The following is an 18563-nucleotide window of genomic DNA, read 5'->3' as shown; positions in this document are numbered from 1 at the left end:
CGCTTCCTTTCTGTGATTTTGAATTAACGGCAGCATCAAAAAAATGCTTCCGTCAGATATCCGGGGATTATTAGTATCCCGGGTTCTGAGTCAGGTTTGAGTTGGCCTGAATCTGATTGAACGGGATCGGGAATACGTTTCTGAAAGACTGAGAAACGCCTTTTTCCCACCATGAATCATTGAAACGGGTAGCACCTTCGTTACCTGCAAAACGAATCTGATCCTGACGTCTCCAGATTTCAGTGTAAAGCTCACGGCCACGCTCAGCGAGGAGGTTGTCGTCGTTGAGGGTGGAAAACGGAGCAACACCAGCACGCTCACGAATCATATTAACATTCATGAGGGCCTCTGAAGTCTTACCCTGACGGTACTGAGCTTCTGCGAGTGAGAGAATAGCATCAGCAAAACGGAAGACCGGGAAATCGTTAGCCAGGTCAGGCGTTGCACCGATTGCGTACTCAAACTTATTGAAGCGTGCACCCTGCTGACGGGAAAGTGCAGAAGTCATGCGAATGGCCTGAATCTCAGGTGTAAGCGTGAGATGGTGGCCCGGAGCGATCTCATTGTCGATCAGGGGGTTACCGCCAATGTCAAACTGGGGACCTGAAAGAAACCCCTGCCGGCGAACATCATCATCTTCGAACGACTCATAAAATGCAGCCAGCGTAGTGTACCCGTTCCAGGGCTGTTCCTGGAAGTTAAAGGTTTGCTGGTGTGCATAGTGAAGCGTCATCTGATGCATATTAAACCCTGGCAGGAAAACAGAGTCGTAAGGAATCGCAAAAATGGTTTCAGTTGAACCAGAGTTGTTGGTGGCAAAATTATCAAAGAAATTCGCCATCAGCGCAAACTGACCACTATCAACAACTTGGCTAAACTGCGCCTCAGCATCGGCCCATCGGGCTGTGCCGGTATAGACCTGCGCATTCAGATACAGCTTGCCAAGCAGAAAGTGTGCCGCATACTTATTGAAGCGACCGTAGCTGCCACGAGCATTGTCTGAAATCAGATTAACCGTAGCAAGAAGCTCGGATTCTACGAAATCAAATACCTGCTGACGGCCAGCCTGAAAATTAGGATTGTTGGCAGGCTGTGCGGGCGTATTCGCGAAGTCATCGATAATGGGCACATTGCCGAAATTATCGAGCAGGAAGTAGTAGTAAAATGCCCGCATTGCACGGAGCTCAGCGATAAAAGCTTCCGCAATTGTGGGATCAGCTGTTCCGGCTTCTACGGCACTTTCAAACTGGAAAATCAAGCGGTTGGTATTGCTCACGCCTGAGAACAGAAAGTTCCAGGAACCGTTTGTTGGTCCGTGCTCACTGTCAACAGTGTGCTGATGAGCCTGTACCCAGATACCGCCGTCATCCCAGTCAGCCCCTTTTACAGGGATAGCCGCTTCATCGGATGAGACGATATTAAGAGAAAACAGACCACCATGATTTTGCCATGCTGCAAGCGTCGTGTACGCATCACCAAGAGCCGCAATAAACTCTTCTTCCGTTTGGAAGAAGGTTTCGTCTGTGAGCTCACTTGGGATATTTTCAGTAAGGTCTGTACAGGCAAATCCAAACCAGACTGCCAGCAGGCTTATCGAAAATGTTTTGAGAAATGATGATTTATTCATAGTGATATAACTTCTTTATGATGTTTAGAATCCAAGACTTACGCCGAATACAAATGACCTTTGTGTAAACCACTGATCGCGGCGTTCAATTCCCGGTGCCAGCGGATTAGGTGCACCGGCACGACCGGCGTTGTCGGTGTTACCTGTGTCAGCAAAACGTACGTCAGGGTCGATACCGGAGTAACCCGTGAGCGTCAGCAGATTGTTGGCAGATGCGTAAACGCGAAGGCTTCTGAATACAGACTCAGGTGATGTAGCTACAGTGTATCCGATAGTTACATTCTCCAAACGGAAGAAGGAAGCATCTTCAACCTGGAAACTTGAGAACTGAGGCGACTCAATAAGCTCAGGGATATCAAGTGTGCTTCTCATTACATTACGTGACGTAATAAAGAAGGGGTTCCGGTGGAAAATATCGAAGCTGTTGACCATATCGTGGCCAAAAGCACCGCGCCAGAACATACTGAAATCCCAATTTTGGTAACGGACGTTGTTGGTCCAGCTGAGTTCAAAATCAGGCAGACCGTTTCCGATTACCTGACGGGAAGCATCACCAAGGGCGCGCATGCCGTCTGTATTCAGCTCTTCACCGTCTGGAGTTACGAACAGCCATTCGCCATTATCACCGATACGGGAGAATTTCCAGCCCCAGATATCACCAATTTTACGGCCTTCATCTACCCGAATCATCGGCGTATCATTCAGACCAGGCGCACCTACGTTAGCGATGGTCTGACGACCAGCAGCATAACGCTCAAGTGTAGAGGTGTTTGTCGCAAAGGTGATACCTGTTGTCCAGGTAAGATCTCTGCTACGGATTGCATCGTAACTAATGGCCGCTTCGAAACCGTTGTTGGAAACTTCAGCTGCGTTAATCCAGGTTGTTGGGGCCTGATTTGGCGGCACAGGTACGTTAATCTCCAGCAGGAGGTCATCGGTGCTGCTCAGGTAGAAGTCAAGAGAACCGCGCAGGCGGGATTCCATCATTGCGAAGTCAACTCCAACGTTGAGCTCGCGCTTTACTTCCCACTTAAGATCCGGGTTAGCGTTCGTAACCGGGCCGATAGACGGAACAAAATTACCATCAACCAGGAAAGCTGAACCGGAGCTGAAGCGCTGCTGAGAAAGACCGTTAAACGGCGCATCGGTACCGGTTTCACCGTAGCTTACGCGTGCCTTGAGCTGATCTATTCCCTGAATAGAAATCAGGTTTGTTATTTCAAGACCCCCGCTTACAGCAAAGAAGGTACCCCATTTGTTGTCAACACCAAATCGGGAAGAACCCTCACGGCGTACTGCAGCAGAAAGGAAGTAGGTATCATTAATTACAAAATTGGTACGACCGAAGAAACCAATCAAACGGTTTTCATTGCGGAATGTACGAACTGTACCTTCACCACGACCAAATTCACGGGCTTCAAAAATGTTGTTCCAGCCGAAGCTGTCATTGATGAAATCACCGCCTTCAGCAAAGAACAGGTCATCCTGAAAATCCTGCCATGAATAACCACCGGTGGCTTCAAAACGAACGTTACCGAATGAACGGTCGAAGTTCAGAACACCCTCAAAAAGGTCATTTCTTGAATCAAACGACTCGCGGATTGCAAGACCATTACGACCAGCACCGCGGAAAAGGGCTGTTTTTTCATAGTACTCGCCATACAAACGGCTGAATGACTGACGGGCATAGAAAACAGAACCTGAAAGGCCCGGAATGTAATCATCAAACATGTACTCAGCACGGAAGCCAACATTCATTCTGGAAGATTCGGCTTCGAGAGTTGACTGCTCGTTGATAGCTACCGGATTAAAGTAGTCAAAGAAAGTCTGCTGGAAATAGGAACCGTTTGAATTCCGCACAGGTGCTGTTGGATTGAAGAGCGCTGCATAGCGGAAAACTTCGCCAAGACCGATCTTCTCATCACGATCTGTAATAGCAACAGTAGTATTCAGACGCAGACGGTCATTCAAAGCACGATGCGTCAGATTGAGGCGGGTGTTCAGTTGCTGCCTGCCTGAGCCAATCTGAATAGACTGAATATCGCGATAGGTTCCGGAAACTGAATAGGTAGTTGTGCGGTTACCGCCGGAAATATTCAGGCTGTGTGAGTGGGTAATACCGGTTTGCGTTACTTCATCAAACCAATTGGTTTCCTGACCAAGGTCGTTTGGAAGCGCATCGGGGTCAGCAGAACGGAAATTTCGGTACTGCTCAGCAGAGAGTACATCAAGCTTATTGGCAACCGTTGAAATGGATACCTGCCCATTGTACTGAACACTGATAGGCTGATCACCAACACCGGCGCGTGTAGTTACAATGATTACACCGTTAGCGCCGCGTGTTCCGTAAATAGCAGCAGCAGACGCATCCTTGAGTACAGTCATTGATTCGATATCATTCGGGTCAACCGTATTCAAGTCCGCACCGGCAATGCCGTCAATTACAATAAGCGGGGACTGATTGGCACCAAGGGTGGACAGACCGCGCAGGCGAATATTGAAATCAGCGTTAGGATCACCACCGGGCCGGGATACAGAAAGACCTGCAACTTTACCCTGAAGAAGCTGCTGTGCATCGTTAATGTTACCACTTTGAAAGTCGGCGGCAGTAATAGTTGCTACAGAACTTGTAATCTCAGATTCGCGCTGTGTACCATAACCCACAACCACGACATTATCAAGCTCACGAACATCGGCATTCATAGCAACATCAACCCGGGTTCTGCCATCAATATTTACGGATAGTGTCTGATATCCTACTGATGAAAAAATCAGCGTGTTGAGATCTGCGGGTACGTTCAGTGTGTACTCGCCATCGATATTAGTTGATGTTCCGATTGTTGTGCCTGTTGCTTCGAGAGACCCCTGCACAATTACAGTAACACCAATAAGCGCTTCACCGCTTGAGGCATCGGTTACAACACCTGACACCTGCACTCTTTGTTGTGCTTCTGCAGCTGGTACCTGGAAGGCAAACAACAGAAACATCACAGCAAGAAACGCAGTCGTAATGCCGGTAAAACTCAGCCATTTTCGATTACTCTTACGAGCTGACGAAAATGAACACTGAAAGCCGGCAACTTGTAGCTTTTCTTTGTTCATAGGTATATGATCCATACAATTAGTTCACATTTATCATGATAACGTTACTTCCCTCAAACAGTCATTTTTCAAAAAATGGAGTTCATAACGCATTGTTAAGCCGTTGTGACCTTTACAAAGGCTCAGAGCAAATATATAAAAGCGCTTCCTATTAGTAAAAATTTTTTTTAATAAATAAGTCGCACAATAATGCCTTTGACGAAGCTGAAAACCAGGGAAACACCCCACATATAGCAATAATTAAATTAAACAATATCAAATATTTAATTCGATAACACAAGCTTATTATTGCATTATGCATATTCTAATATGAAAGATAAATGTAAGCGCTTTTATAAACACTCGTGATCTTTCATAATCTCACTGCGGTATTAAAATACTGATTACTGTTTTACGAATGAGAATTACAAGCGAAGCCGCTAATCCTCACACCCAAAAGTTAAACTGAAATACTACTTCCGAACCCCGGTTTATGGAAACCTGTGTTTGATAATATTCCGCCCCGTTAACCTGAAATTCAGACATAACTATGCCACAGTTTTATTAACTGGAGTTATATTTGCTTTACCACAAATTTTTTTCAGTCAGTAATCCAAACTACTTATTCAAGTGCATCAGACCTTTTCTTCTTTTTTTCATTAATCAAATCCTCCACAATAAGCGCAATAGGACCGATGATGAATAATGCATAAAATGGTGCATAAACGGCTTCATTTAGCCGAAATACCATTTCCAGTGCTGCAATCAGAAAAGCAACGAGCATTCTTCCGTTTCTTGTTGAAAGAGTTGTCCTCGGATCTGTCATCATAAACAACACAAACAACTGATACATGGGGCCCGTCATCGGTGCTATTTCAGCAACCCAGCTGTGCCCGGTATAGAGACTCCGGATATATCCGAATACCAAAAAAGACGCCATATACACAAATGTGATGTGAAAGCGCTTGATCTTCCAAAGCGTAGCCAGGCCCACTACCCAGATTACAACCATTGCCCACATGTTGCTTCCCCACTGAATGCTGAGAACCGCCGCACTGTCTGAGGCAATGAGCAGTAAAATCACAATTCCGAAGTTAGTCGGGTTCCAGATGTGCCGGCCTTTGTACCGGAATACGTATTTCGAAGCAATCGAGATCGCAGCACAAAGGGCAAACGGCCAGAACAAGGGCGACCTTACCAGAATCCCGGCACTTATTCCCGAAACATAGGCGCTCGTCATATCCCTTGTTTTGCCAAACATAGCATAGTGCAGTACGGCCTCCGTAAGAAAACTAAAGCCTATCGCCATGAGCAGTTTTTGCCAGGAGTCCAGAATTCCGAACGACAAATGCGCGGCCAGCAGGATTCCGGTTATAAGCAGCGGGCCGACATAAACTTTGGGAAGGGTGAAGCCCTGTTGCGGTAAGGGTAGTGCGGTGTTGCTCATATTTTAAAGTACGTCAGGTTCCGTGATGTTGTGAGTTATGTTTAGTTCAGGATTATCAAGTATTTGAACTACACCTGAAGGCCAGATAATTTCGGCTCTTTCAATTTTTTCTGCTGTGCCGATTCCAAAATGCAGCGGACGCTGACTCTGAGAACTGAAAGCATCTCCGGCATTGACGGTTTTCAGGTGCCGGCCACCCTCCCACTCGATTGTAATTTGCGCGCCGATTGCACTGCGGTTACTTGCCGAGCCTGCAAGACTGAACGCGACCCAGTTATGTTCCCGGTTTACGTGATTCTTAAAAATGCGCACCGGTCCGTTCTGACTCGCCACTATGAGATCCAGCGAGCCCGTTCCGAACAGGTCAGCATAAGCAACGGAGCGGCTGTCGAGCTGAAGCTGCCCTCCCACCGCTGCGGCTACTTCCCGGAAGCGGCCTGCCCCGTCGTTCATCCAGATTTTGTTGAACTGATAGCCCGAAAAAGTGCGGCCTTCCATCGCCGGCCAGTTATTCGCATCCATAATGATGGCGCGGTTGCCCCCGACCACTTTGGCGTAGTCGTACCAGTAATCGGTGTCAGGCGTATCGGAAACGTAGCCGTTTGCCACGTACAAATCCACAAATCCGTTGTTGTTGAGATCCACGAAGCGTCCGCCGTAGCCCCACTCGCCGATTTCAACGCCCATGTTACTTGCAAGGTTGCGGAAGCGCAGCCGCTCCCCGCTTGAGCGCCGCGAAGGCACCCACAAATTGTTGCCCTGCATCAGCACTCCGGCTTCTGAAATATTGGTGATGTAAATTGCCAGCTGACCCTGATTCAGCACGTCTCCAAAGCCGACACTCATGCCGCTTTTGGGGATGAAGCCCAGCCCTGCCGTTTCGCCTGCATTCACAAATCCGGTGCCGTCGTTGTTCAGAAACAGCTCATCAACGCCGTAGTCGTTGGCCAGCATCAGGTCCGGGAAACCGGACCGGTTCAGATCCGCTGAGGCAGCGGCTAGTGTCCAGCGCCGGGAAATCAGCAGACCGGCCTGCTCGGTCACATCAATAAATGTGCCGTCTCCCTGATTTTCAAACAGATAATTCCGGCCGCCGTTGGTCGCGTACTCGTAACTGTCCGGCATAATGCGGGTATGTTCCAGATTCCAGAAATTGACGTCTTCATGGAAATAACCGCCTACAAATAAGTCAAGAAATCCGTTGCCGTTGTAGTCGAGCCAAACGGCCGTGTTTGCATTCATCCAGCCGGACTGTGCCAGACCCGACTCCGCGGTCACATCCGTAAAACCCAGGCCGTTCTCATTCCGGAAAAGCTGCAGCCGGCCCCATTTGTAAATCAGCAGGTCTTCGTAGCCCGAGTTGTTGAAATCTCCCCAAACCGATCCCATCGAAACGCCGTTTTCCTCATTATTTACAAAGGCAACGCCCATTTCTTCGGCCACATCGGTGAAGGAGCCGTCGCCGTTGTTGCGGTAAAGGGCGTTGGGTGAACCGAACAGGCTGTTGGTAAGGTAGAAATCCGGAAGTCCGTTGTTGTTGAAGTCAGCCACTGCTACCGATGCCCCGACCGAAGAAATCTGCGGCAGGATGTGCTCAAGCCTTGCATCAAGACCCGGACGCTGATGCACAAAATTCACCCCGATCTGCTCAGTCACGTCCTCAAGAAAAAATCCGTAGCGCGCTATCGCATCTTCTTTGTTTTCAAATATTTCCGGACCGCGGTCGAGCTGACGCATCCCCATGGGGACCATCAGCAGGCCAACGAATAAAACGGTAATTCCGATTTGGGCAATTTTTTGTCGGTTCATCTTATACCATCAGTTGTTTTCGCGTCGGGTATCGGAGTTGAGCAGCAGGGCTGCCCGGAAAGCTTCCGGGGTGATGTAGCGGGTGTGGAAGTTCACCCAGTCTTCGGGGAAGCGCTGAAAAACGGGGTCGTCCTGCAGGCGGCCGCCGCGGTTGTACTCGTAATCGGCCTGCCCGTGATACGGCAGGGGCAGCACCGTCATGCCGGCCTCGGTGTTGAAATCGCCGTCCTTCACCCAGCCGGTATTCACCAGAATGAAGCTGCGCTGCATGCCGGCCTCCGGAACGCCGGGTGATGCAAATTCAATCACCATTTCATCGCCTGCGTTCATAATTACGTAGCGGTCGTCGGTTTCAGCCAGCAGCTCGCTTACGTCGCCGAAGCGGGTGTAGAAGCCTTCGAGGTCGCGCCAGCGCTGATTCGTACTCGTAATTTCGGCATAGTTAGGCATGTTCGGCAGCAGGCTGTCGGCGTGATTCCAGCGGGAGAAGCCGCGGTAACGCAGTTCCATGCGCTCAGCCGTGAGTTCGCGCTTCGCCATTTGCGCATCCGGCAAACGCGCCGCTTTGCGGATCGCATCCCAGTAAATTTCAGAGGTCGTGTGCATGCGCAGCCTGCGGTCGCTTTCATCGGGGAAAGCTCCCGTGAGGTCAAGCAGGATGCTTTTTTGCTTGCCCGCCGGTATGCCGTAGTTTTCGTGCAGGGTCTGCCAGCCGCCGCGGCCGTCAGCGACTTCAATACGGAGGCCGGTCGGGGGCGCAATGCTGCTTTGGCTGAGCATCAGGTTGATGGAGCTGTCGGTCGGCCGAAGCCATCCCTGCAGCACAAGCCACTCCCCTTCGCCCCGATCAACGGATTCGCCCAACTCGATTTCGATGTAGTGCGGCTGTACGAGTCCCTGAAATTTGGTTTTGCGGAAGGGCGCGATGTGCTGTCCGTCCTGCTGCGAAACCGTCTCGCTCAGGTCGCGTCCGTTCATATCGCGCACCGCCGCTACCGGTACCGGCACGGTGAGCAGGCGTTCGGTCAGATCGGGGGCGGGAAAGACAAAGCGCTCATCAATAAAGAGCTCCGAGCCCGCCGGGTGATCGACCGCAATCAGGCTGATGTAATCGAAATAGTGCGTTTCCCAGAGCTCAGCGGTGATGCGGATGTCGTACACCCCGTCCACTTCCTGAAGCAGACCCGCCGGGATCCGGACCCGGTCTTCAGTCTGAATCACGCCCGCGGTTTCCATGGCGTTGATGCGCAGCCCGAGGGGCGAGCGCCAGATGAGGTCGGTGATGAAATGAATCTCCTCCCCGTCGTTGGTGAACAGCCACGGGCAGGACCCCTTGAGCACCTGCTCGTTGAAAATGGTGGAGCCGAGCCCAAGTTCGGCGAACTCCGCCTGCACCGAGCCGTTCGGCCAGATGATCCGCAGCATTTCCGCTTCCTCGTAAGTCCCCAGACCAAAATGCACAATGGGCGAGCTGATGAGCTGCTTCTGATACAGCAGCCCGGAGCGGATTTCCATCTCGCCGCCAATCCCGAAAGTGTTGATGCGCGCATCCCCCTCAAGCCCCGAGGCGCGGGCCCGCAGCGAGTAGGCGTTATAATTTTTTGTACCCCTGTTCATCCACTCAACCGCTTCACCCGAAGCCGTTGCCCCGATCAGATCAAGCCGCTCGTTGCCGTCCACATCGTAAACAGAGGTCACCCAGCCAAAATCCGGCAGCTCGAGCGCCGTGAAGGCAAAATCGGAGTCGCTGAGTAGCACCCGCGTGTTTTCGGGCGTCGAAAGCACCACATCAAGGCTTCCGTTGTTGTCGATGTCCGCCACAAAAAGCGTGGTTCGCGCGGGGGTGTAGGGGGATGTGTTTCCGGGCGCATCAAACAGCCGGATTCGGTTCCAGCGGTCGTAGCGGGGCTCGTACCGAAGGGCTTCGACGGCACCGTTCTGCGTTGCAAACACAATTTCGAAGTAGCTGTTGGCATTGAGGTCACCCACGGCGATGGCCGCCGCATCCTCAACCAGCGGGAAGCCTTCGGGCATCACAAATTCGTTGCCCGTGAGGTTCCTGTACATCACCAGGCGCCCGTCATCCTGAAGAAAAACGCCGTCGGCAGCGCCGTCTCCGTTGAAATCGGCCCAGCGCACATCCCGCACGTTCTGCGCCTGCGGGAAAAGATTCAGCCGGCCGAAGGTGCCGTCTGACTGATTAATAAGCGCGAAAGCCGCGCCATTTTTAGGCGCGAGGATGAGATCCAGATCGCCGTCAAGGTCCACATCAGCGGGCCAGACACCGTGATAGCTCCCGCTGCGCACCGCAGCCGGAAGCCCGAGCGTGACTGTTACATCGGTGAAACTTCGGTCCTCTTCCTGCCGGTACAGCCGGAAGCCGCCCTCAGCGGCCAGCGCAATATCGTTTCGGAAATTGTAGTTAAAATCAATTTCAGCCATTACAGCAGGATGCAGCAGTCCGTCGGTGCTGCCGGGAAACGGCAGGCGGGTTTCGGCATCAAGCACGAGCTCGCCGCCGGTAATGTGCACGGTGAAGGGCGGAAATTCTTCGAGCAGGGTCGCGGCCTTCAGCAGGCTTGCCTGCGAGAAGCTTTCGGGCGTCTGCGGATGAAAACGAACGCCAAGGTCCGGCGCGGCAACCTGAAAAACGGGGCGCGGCAGCCAGATAAACTCCGTGATAAGGAAACCGACTTCGGTAGGCGGAAACTGAATCCGAAGCACATCATCCTGAAATACAGGCGTCGGTTCAATCATGCTGCGCAGGAAGACCAGTTCGAAGGTGATTTCCGAAAAATCGCCTTCCGCTGCAAAACCTGAGAGCATTTCCAGCTGTGCGCGGGCGTCATCATCCCAGCCCTGCTGCAGTTCGCCGAGCCGGCTGAGCGCTTCTGAAAGCTCTGCCTGCAGTCGGTTGCGGTTGGCGATCCGGGCCGACTCGTACCAAACGGCCTGATTGCCGGGCTCCAGCTGCTTGAGCTGCGCCAGCACCTGCATGATTTCTTCGGAATTGGCGGTGTCGTCCTGCCGTTCGAGCTCGGTGAACAGCGAGAACCAGATGCGCGGGTTTTCGGGGGAAGCCTCAGCCGCCTCACGGAAGTAGGTGATGGCCTGTGCCACATCCCCGCGCCTGCTGTAATACATGCCCGAAAGCCACAAAATATCCGGGTGCCCCGGTGCCGCTTCGCGCGCCTGCTCCATGCGCTGACCCGCAAGATCGAAGTTGCCCTGCCGCATCGCATACACGCCCAAATTGGCCCATGCCGCGGCTTCCTGCGGCCAGGCACGTGCCACATCGTTCATTTTATTGAAGGCGAAGCGCGCTTCGTCGGTTTGGGCGGCAGCAAGACTCACAAAAAAATCGGAGACAGCACGCAGGTACGCGTCTGACTCTGGTCCGGGACGTTCCGGTTCCTGACTGCCGCAGGCCGCGAGCAGGCTCAGCATCAAAAAAACAACCGCGCTGATTCGTAGCAAATGCATCAATAATCGGGTCTTTTAGGAAGTGTGATGAATCTCATTAAAAATCTAATTCAGGTCGAACAGCAGGGCGCTGTCGTTGTTGCGTACTGCTATGAGGCGTTTCCGGTTTTGAGCGGCGTTCACGAAACTGAGGTGTCGCGTTTCGCCGCGCACGAAGAAGCCGCTTTCCTGAAGGGTGAGCACTTCGAAGCCGTTTTCGGCATCATAAACCAGATGCAGACCCTGACCCGCACCCTGCTTGCCGCCGGTTCCGGGTTTCACCGCGTGCAGGTTGCCGGCCAGCAGCACGTTTGTGCGGCCGCTTTCATCGGCCCAAACGGCTGAGCTGAATACCGGGAAAGCCTGCGCTTCAATCGGGAAGGCCTGCCAGCTGAAGCGGCCGTTTCCGTCATTGAGCCAGGCACCCGACTCGAGGCGGTGCACGCTTTTCCGCTTGGCCTGCTGCACCTGCGTACGGCCCAGCAGATGAAACAAATCACGGGTTGAAAAATCGCGGTAGCTGCTCACCCGCTGATTCAGAAACGGGAATTCGAGCAGCAGTTCCTCCAGCCGGTCGAAGGGATAAAGTGAGTTGTTGCGCTCAATCGCCATCACCGCTGATTCCCGACCGTCGTCGCCAAATTCATTGATAAGCAGGTGGAAGGGCCGCTCCGGAGAAGCCTCCATCCTGCTGTTGGTACCGAAATTCCCGAGCAGGATGTCCGGCGCGCCGTTTCCGGTGAGGTCCGCTATCCGCACATGCTGCCAGAGCCCGCCAAAGCCGCCGAGGCCCAGCTCCGCCGTGATGTCGGCCATGCGTCCGTCCTGCGGGCTGAGCACTTTCACGGACATCCACTCGCCGGTGATAATGAGCTCAGGGCGTCCGTTTCCGGTGAGGTCGGCCCAGGCCGCATCCGTCACCATGCCGATATCCGGCAGATCGGGGTACCAGCTGTCGGTTACGTTGCTGAAATTCCCCTGCCCGTCGTTGGCCAGCAGGTAGCTGCCGGGCGAAAATCCGTAGGCCCAGGGCACCGAGCGGCTGCCGATAAACAAATCCGGAGCGCCGTTTCCGGTGAAATCGGCGGCCTTCACAACGCCTCCGTTCAGGAACATGAGCGGGAGCCGGTCAGGCTCATAGGTAAAACGACCGTTGCCCTGATTGATGTAGAGCCGGTCGGTGAGGACCTCCTCATTATCCACAAACTGCCCGCCGCCGGTCATCACGTAGAGGTCGGGCAGGCCGTTTCCTGTTGCATCAAAAAACAGAGCGCTGATGTCTTCACCCAGCGCATTCTGATCAAAAAGTTCGGTCTGTGAGGCCACAAAGCGTCCGTCGGACTGCTGCAGGAAAAGGCGGCCCGGCTGCCGAAAAGCGCCGCCGATGTAGAGGTCGTCGAGTCCGTTGCCGGTAACGTCGGCTACGGCAAGCGCCGGACCCTGCGTTGAGAGCTTGTAGGGCATCAGCGGCTCCCGGTTGAAATCGTTAAAGCGGTTTTCTTCATGCACAAAACCCGGCTGCCGTGAAGCGGGGGCCGGGCGCAGGCGGGCGTCGTCAAAACTGCGGTGCAGACGGCTGAAATCGAACTGTCCGGCGGCTTCGTTTTGGTGTAGGGTGATGTGCGCATTGCCCTGAACCCCGCGCAGGGTCTGATAGCGCCAGTCGGGCCACACCACGAGCACGGAGTCAATTTCGGTGAGGCTGCCCAAACCAAAGTGCAGGCGATGATCGACCGAGCTCTGAAAGCCGCGGGTCGGCATCTGCTCCTGATAGAAAATCTGTCCGCCGCCATATAAAATTACTTTGCTGCCGATACCGCCGGTGTTGGGCGCTTCGCCGCGCAGGCTCACGCGCAGAAAGTTCGCGCTGCTGTCCACCACAGTTGTATTGCGGTAAATCCGGGCGGGTTCGTTGATGTTGCTAACAATCAGATCGAGGCGGCCGCTGTTGTTTAGATCGGCGTATGCTGCGCCATTAGAAACCACGGCATGACCAAAACCCCATTCGCGACTCACATCCTCAAACTGAAGCCCGCCGTAATTCCGGTACATGTAGTTGGGCACCACCACCGGAGGCATCATGCTGATGGCTTCAAACTCGAGCCGGTCGATATCTCCCGGATTCGCCTGTTGCCGCAGCACGCGCAGCCGGGCAACAAAGTCGAGGTCGTTCGGGCGGTGCGGCATGCCGTTGGTTACGAACACATCCTTAAAACCGCTGTTGTCAAAGTCGGCCAGCAGCGCAGCCCAGCTCCACTCGGTACGTGCCAGGCCCAGGGAAAAGGCCATCTCGCTGAAAACCGGCATCCCGTCGGCATCATTGCCGCGGTTGATTTGCAGGGTGTTGCGCGCGTTTTTGGAGCCGAAGCCAAAATCCCGCTTGGTCTGTGCAATCGGCCACAGGTCGGGACCGCCGGAGGTCATGTACACTTCATACTCTTCAGACATCATGTCGAGAGAAAACACGTCCGGAAAACCGTTGTTGGTGAGGTCGGCAATATCGTTGCCCATGCTCGAGCGGCTCGTATGTGCGAAAACCGAGTACAGCATTTCGGTGAAAGTGCCGTCGCCATTGTTGATGTAGAGGTAATCATCCTCATGGAAATCGTTGCCCACATAAATATCGGGCCAGCCGTTCAGGTTGATGTCCGTTACCGCAACTCCAAGCCCGTAGCCCAGCGCGCTGCTGATGATGCCGGCTTCCTGCGATACGTCGGTGAAGCGGTCGCCGTCGTTGCGGAACAGGCGATCGCCCGCTTTGGGGTCAAAAACCTGCCGCAGCCGCTCGGCCTGACCGTGCGTGCGGTCGCTGTGGAAAGAATGGTTGAGCAGGAACATATCGAGCCGGCCGTTGCGGTTGTAATCAAAAAAGACGGCCTGTGTGGAGTAGCCTTCAAAATCGAGGCCGTAATCGGCCGCCATTTCGGTGAAGGTCATGTCGCCGTTATTGATGAACAGCTGATTGCGGCCGGATTTTACCAAATAGTTCGAATGGCTCACATAAATATCGAGGTAGCCGTTGCCGGTTATGTCGGCCATAGTTACGCCGGTTGACCACGAGCCCGGCTGATGAATAATGCCGGCCTGCTCGGTGATGTCCTCAAAGCGGTAATCTCCGAGATTTTGGAACAGGCGGTTGGGTCCGTCGTTGGCCGTGAGGAAAATATCGGGCAGCCCGTTATTGTTGAGGTCGCCCACCGCTACGCCGCCGCCGTCATAAAAATAGAGGTAATTCAGGATGTGAAATTCCGGGGTGCCAATTACCTCATTTGTGAAATTCAGGTTGGTTTGCTGCGGATCGAGCCGCTCAAAGCGGAAATCTCCGGGCTCTTCAGGTGAGGAGCAGGAAAACAGAACCGCTGTAAGCGCTGCCAGAAACAGGGGCAAAAGAGAATTAACAGCGGATTTTTTACCTGATGAGTAGTTCATGAGAGATGAGTCCGGAATTCAGGTCAGCAAACAATCCTGACATAAAACCTGATGGGTTGATGTAATGAGAAAACAGTCGGAAACGAAACGTTTAAGTTTTGCAAAAATAACAGCTGAAGCCTACGCCTGCAAGTAAAATCGGCTCGTGAGGCAAATTAGAGCAGGATTCATCAGCTGTTTGTTTCTTAACGCTTTGTGCAGCAAGCTTCCGTTTCTTAACACCGTTTTTAATTTTATGAATATTGTGATTACGAAGGGAGCCTTTCCTCAATCCAGGTCCGGTACGCGCGGTTATCTTTGTAGCTCATCCAGCCGATGTAAAGCTTGTATTCCGCACCGGCGCCCTGTATCTGCAGCTGATTCGCTTTCCATTCGTAACTGCTTATTTCGTGATACCGGATTTCAGCAGTATGAAAGGGCGTAAAGTGAATCGTGAGCTTTTCATCATCACCGCTTGCAAGCAGTGCGGTGTGCTGCGCTATAAAAAAATAATAAAGCAGCACGGTCAGGCTCACGAGAAGTACTGCGGTTAACAGGAGCATCGCCGTGCTGCCGCTCGTTGTGAGCAGCCAGCCCGCATAAAGGGTGAAATAGATAAAGGAAGCCGCCTGAAACCAAAACATCTGTTTTTGTTTCCGGAGGAGCTTCGCGAACTCGGGTTCCGTTCTGATTGCTGCATCTGCGGTTTTCGCTGCTGTCATTGCTTTCAACTTTCATTTAAGTGATATCGGGTAAGCTTTCAGCTTAAGGCATAGCTTCACCAAATTCAAGTAATTCTCCTTCATACTTCCTGCTTCGGCTGCTGAGCTCAAAGCCGCTGCAGCCACATGAGCTGATAAGGTTCGAGATCCAGGTGTCCGATTTCCGGGTATTCGCGGCCGGTGATGAGGTCTCTGTGCGGCATGAGGCTGTCACCGTTGGGCAGGTGCGCAATTACCGGATGTTCACAAAAGTTGGCAACGACGCACAGCTTGCCGCGGCTGTTGCTTTTCTCAAAGGCCAGCACGGAGGCGTGGTGCGTCTGCAGCAGTCGCACCCCATTTTCCGCAAACTGCGGGGTTTCGGCCCGCAGCCCCAGCAATTTTTTAAGCCCTCTGAAAAGCCGGCCCCGCGGCCCCTTTTCTTCACGGATCTGCTCGAGGAGCTGCCAGTCGAAAGCCGGCCGATGTACCCAGCGGTTGTCGCCTTTTTTGCCGGGGTCGCTGCTGTAACTGTAATCGTTGAGCGTGCCGGTTTCATCGCCCAGGTACAGCAGGGGGATGCCGCCAATGCTCATGCACAGCCCGTACATCAGCAGGATACGGCCGACCGCATCGGCTGCCCAGGCCTCGTTTTCCATCTCAAGCCCGCGCTCCAGACCCGCGAGCGAGGCCGTTGTGCCGCACACGCGCATGTCGCCGTTGGAAGGGTTGTACTGAAATTTCACCCCTTTGGAAAACGTGCCGGGGAAATCGCCGCAGTAAAACTGATTCAGGAAATTGCGGTGATCAAAGCCGTTAATGCCGAGGGTTGCGGCGTCTTCATCTGCGAAGCTCCAGCCGATGTCGTCGTGGCTGCGCACGTAGTTGATCCAGGCCGTGCCCTCGGGCAGGGTAAAGCGGTATTTGAGCGATTCCCGAAGCAGACGCACCTCCCGTGTAGCCAGGCTTTCCCACAGCAGCGCCATCACCGTCGGGTTGTAGGAAACCTGACACTTGTCGGGGGCAACGTAGGCAATTACGTCGTCGGGGTGCACGATGGCCTCCGACTTAAACAGCAGACCCGGCGCGGCGATGCGTGCACAGGCGTTCAGTGCGCGGATGATATCATGGGCCTGCGGCAGGTTTTCGCAGACCGTACCCTGCACTTTCCAGGTAAAGGGCACTGCATCGAGCCGCAGGAAGTCCACACCGAGATTGGCGAGGAAAAGCATCTCCCGAACCATCGCCACAAAAACGGCCGGGTTGCGGTAGTTGAGGTCCCACTGATAGTTGTGGAAGGTCGTCCAAATCCACTTTCCGGGCGGCTCGTGCCAGCTGTAGTTGCCGCGGCGCACTTCGGGGAAAATCTCGCGCAGGTTGGGCTCAAAAGCATCCGGAATCCGGCGGTCGTCGAAAATGTAGTAGTAGTCCTGAAACTCTGCCTCGCCTTTTTTGGCGCGCTCAGCCCACTCGTGCTCATCTGAGGTGTGGTTGTTGATGAAATCGAGTACCAGCGAAATGCCGTTGGCAGCCAGTTTTGTGGCAAGCTTTTCGAGCTGTTTCACCGTGCCCAGTGCGGGATTTACCTCGCGGTAGCTGCTCACGGCATATCCGCCGTCGTTTTCCTGTTCGGGCGATTTAAACAGCGGCATCAGGTGCAGGTAGGTGATGCCCAGTTCCAGCAGGTAAGGAATTTTGGCTTCCACCCCTTTGAGGTCGCCGGCGAACAAATCCACGTAGCACACCGCGCCGGCCATTTTGTGCGAGCGGAACCATTCAGAATTTTCGAGGCGGGCTTCGTCGGTTTCGCGTAGTTTTTTGGGGCGGCTTTTCCAGGCCTCGCACAGCACGTCGGTGAGCGCGCTCAGGTGCAGACCGAAATCGTACTGATCGTGGTAAAGGCCGTGCAGCTGATCAATGAGGCGCGGTGCGAAGACATCGAAGCGCGAGAGCAGCGCTTCCCGCTCGGCTTTCGGGCGGCCTTTAAAATTGGAAAGCGCCCGCTCGCGGCAGCTGCGCAGCAGGCGTTCTCTGGATTTTGCGGAAAAGTAGGCTTCCATCAGCGGATTTCGTTTAGATGTGTTTCTTCAATAGGTACCATCGCGCCCTGCTGTGCGGCCACAAGGCCGGCGTAGCGGTTGGCCCGGCGCATGGTTTCGTCCATCGGGCTGCCTTTGAGCAGGTGATGAATCACGCAGGCGATGAAGGCATCCCCTACCCCGACCGAGTCGCCGCTGCTCGTATCAATCGGCTGTGTGGGGTAGTGCGCGTCGGTATCGGCGGTTACGCAGCGGCTGCCGTTTTTGCCCAGGGTGATGATCAGCAGCTTCAGCCCGAATTCGTGCAGCAGCAACCCGCGAAGGTCGCCCCTGCCGAGCAGGGCTTCAATTTCGGCGTATTCGTGCTCGTTCACTTTCACCACATCGGCCAGCTGAAACGAGCTTTCGATCAGGGCCCGGCTGAAAAACGGCGGACGCAGATTTACGTCGAGCACGCGCAAACAGCCCGAGGGCACGCTTTGCAGGAAGCGCTCAATGGTGGCCGCAGAGGTTGCCGCGCGCTGCGAAAGCGTAGAAAAGCAGACGGCATCAGTTCGGGCGGCCAGCTCCTGAAGGCCGGGATTCCAGCGGATGTCGTCCCAGGCCACATCTTCGGTGATGGCGTAGCTCGCTTCGGAGCCGTTGAAGGTGACCTTCACCGTGCCGGAGGGTTTTCCGGACTCCTGCACATAGCGGGTGTCGAGGCCGTTTTGGGTGAGGAAGCTCCGGAGCATGCGCCCGGTTTGATCCTGCCCCACGGCGCTCACGAGCAGGGCTTCGTTGCCGAGCTGCGCCAGGTTGTACACCACATTGGCCGGCGCCCCGCCCGGCTTCTCATACTCCGGAAACTGATCGGTGAGCACTTCTCCGAGGCCGACGATTGTTTTGGGCATGGCTAAAAAGGTTTTGTTTTGTTTTGTTTTTATCGATGGATGGGCTTCCGGGTCGGATCCGGTGGCTGTTGCGTCCTTCGGGAGGTGCTGCCGGCC

Annotated in this window: 9 protein-coding genes; all 9 read right to left on the bottom strand. The window is 53.8% G+C overall.

Annotated elements, in window-relative coordinates; genetic code table 11:
- Positions 1-70 precede the first annotated feature (70 nt).
- Positions 71-1627 carry a RagB/SusD family nutrient uptake outer membrane protein gene (locus LAT75_RS04800; RefSeq protein ID WP_291481493.1) on the bottom strand — a complete coding sequence of 519 codons (1557 nt, stop codon included), beginning with the start codon at positions 1625-1627 and terminating at the stop codon, positions 71-73.
- Between the two features lie 24 nt (positions 1628-1651).
- Entirely contained in the window at positions 1652-4615 is a 2964-nt protein-coding gene (locus LAT75_RS04795) for a SusC/RagA family TonB-linked outer membrane protein (protein ID WP_291481492.1), read from the bottom strand.
- A 715-nt stretch (positions 4616-5330) separates the two neighbouring features.
- Positions 5331-6155, bottom strand: coding sequence for a hypothetical protein (locus LAT75_RS04790; protein WP_291481491.1), 825 nt, complete (start codon positions 6153-6155; stop codon positions 5331-5333).
- A gap of 3 nt (positions 6156-6158) precedes the next feature.
- Entirely contained in the window at positions 6159-7964 is a 1806-nt protein-coding gene (locus LAT75_RS04785) for a CRTAC1 family protein (RefSeq protein WP_291481490.1), read from the bottom strand.
- A gap of 9 nt (positions 7965-7973) precedes the next feature.
- Positions 7974-11447, bottom strand: coding sequence for an FG-GAP-like repeat-containing protein (locus LAT75_RS04780; protein ID WP_291481489.1), 3474 nt, complete (start codon positions 11445-11447; stop codon positions 7974-7976).
- A gap of 45 nt (positions 11448-11492) precedes the next feature.
- Entirely contained in the window at positions 11493-14855 is a 3363-nt protein-coding gene (locus tag LAT75_RS04775; RefSeq protein WP_291481488.1) for a VCBS repeat-containing protein, read from the bottom strand.
- 248 nt (positions 14856-15103) lie between these two features.
- Positions 15104-15478 carry a hypothetical protein gene (locus tag LAT75_RS04770; RefSeq protein ID WP_291481487.1) on the bottom strand — a complete coding sequence of 125 codons (375 nt, stop codon included), beginning with the start codon at positions 15476-15478 and terminating at the stop codon, positions 15104-15106.
- A gap of 185 nt (positions 15479-15663) precedes the next feature.
- A complete protein-coding gene (locus LAT75_RS04765) occupies positions 15664-17595 on the bottom strand; it encodes an alpha-amylase family protein (protein WP_291481486.1) in 1932 nt (643 codons plus the stop codon).
- Entirely contained in the window at positions 17595-18467 is an 873-nt protein-coding gene (locus LAT75_RS04760; RefSeq protein WP_291481485.1) for a carbohydrate kinase, read from the bottom strand. Before LAT75_RS04760 ends, LAT75_RS04765 begins: the two co-directional genes overlap by 1 nt.
- Between the last annotated feature and the right edge of the window lie 96 nt (positions 18468-18563).

The sequence above is a fragment of the Cyclonatronum sp. genome (assembly GCF_022565315.1).
Classification (GTDB): domain Bacteria; phylum Bacteroidota; class Rhodothermia; order Balneolales; family Cyclonatronaceae; genus Cyclonatronum.
Note: the sequence above shows the minus strand (reverse complement) of the source record. Positions and strands in the feature narration are given on the sequence as shown.

Bases quoted from the DNA above. Each gene is read 5' to 3' on its own strand.
- LAT75_RS04800 (WP_291481493.1), bottom strand. From the start codon at position 1,627: ATGAATAAATCATCATTTCTCAAAACATTTTCGATAAGCCTGCTGGCA.
- LAT75_RS04795 (WP_291481492.1), bottom strand. From the start codon at position 4,615: ATGTTTCTGTTGTTTGCCTTCCAGGTACCAGCTGCAGAAGCACAACAA.
- LAT75_RS04790 (WP_291481491.1), bottom strand. From the start codon at position 6,155: ATGAGCAACACCGCACTACCCTTACCGCAACAGGGCTTCACCCTTCCC.
- LAT75_RS04785 (WP_291481490.1), bottom strand. From the start codon at position 7,964: ATGAACCGACAAAAAATTGCCCAAATCGGAATTACCGTTTTATTCGTT.
- LAT75_RS04780 (WP_291481489.1), bottom strand. From the start codon at position 11,447: ATGCATTTGCTACGAATCAGCGCGGTTGTTTTTTTGATGCTGAGCCTG.
- LAT75_RS04775 (WP_291481488.1), bottom strand. From the start codon at position 14,855: ATGAACTACTCATCAGGTAAAAAATCCGCTGTTAATTCTCTTTTGCCC.
- LAT75_RS04770 (WP_291481487.1), bottom strand. From the start codon at position 15,478: ATGTTTTGGTTTCAGGCGGCTTCCTTTATCTATTTCACCCTTTATGCG.
- LAT75_RS04765 (WP_291481486.1), bottom strand. From the start codon at position 17,595: ATGGAAGCCTACTTTTCCGCAAAATCCAGAGAACGCCTGCTGCGCAGC.
- LAT75_RS04760 (WP_291481485.1), bottom strand. From the start codon at position 18,467: ATGCCCAAAACAATCGTCGGCCTCGGAGAAGTGCTCACCGATCAGTTT.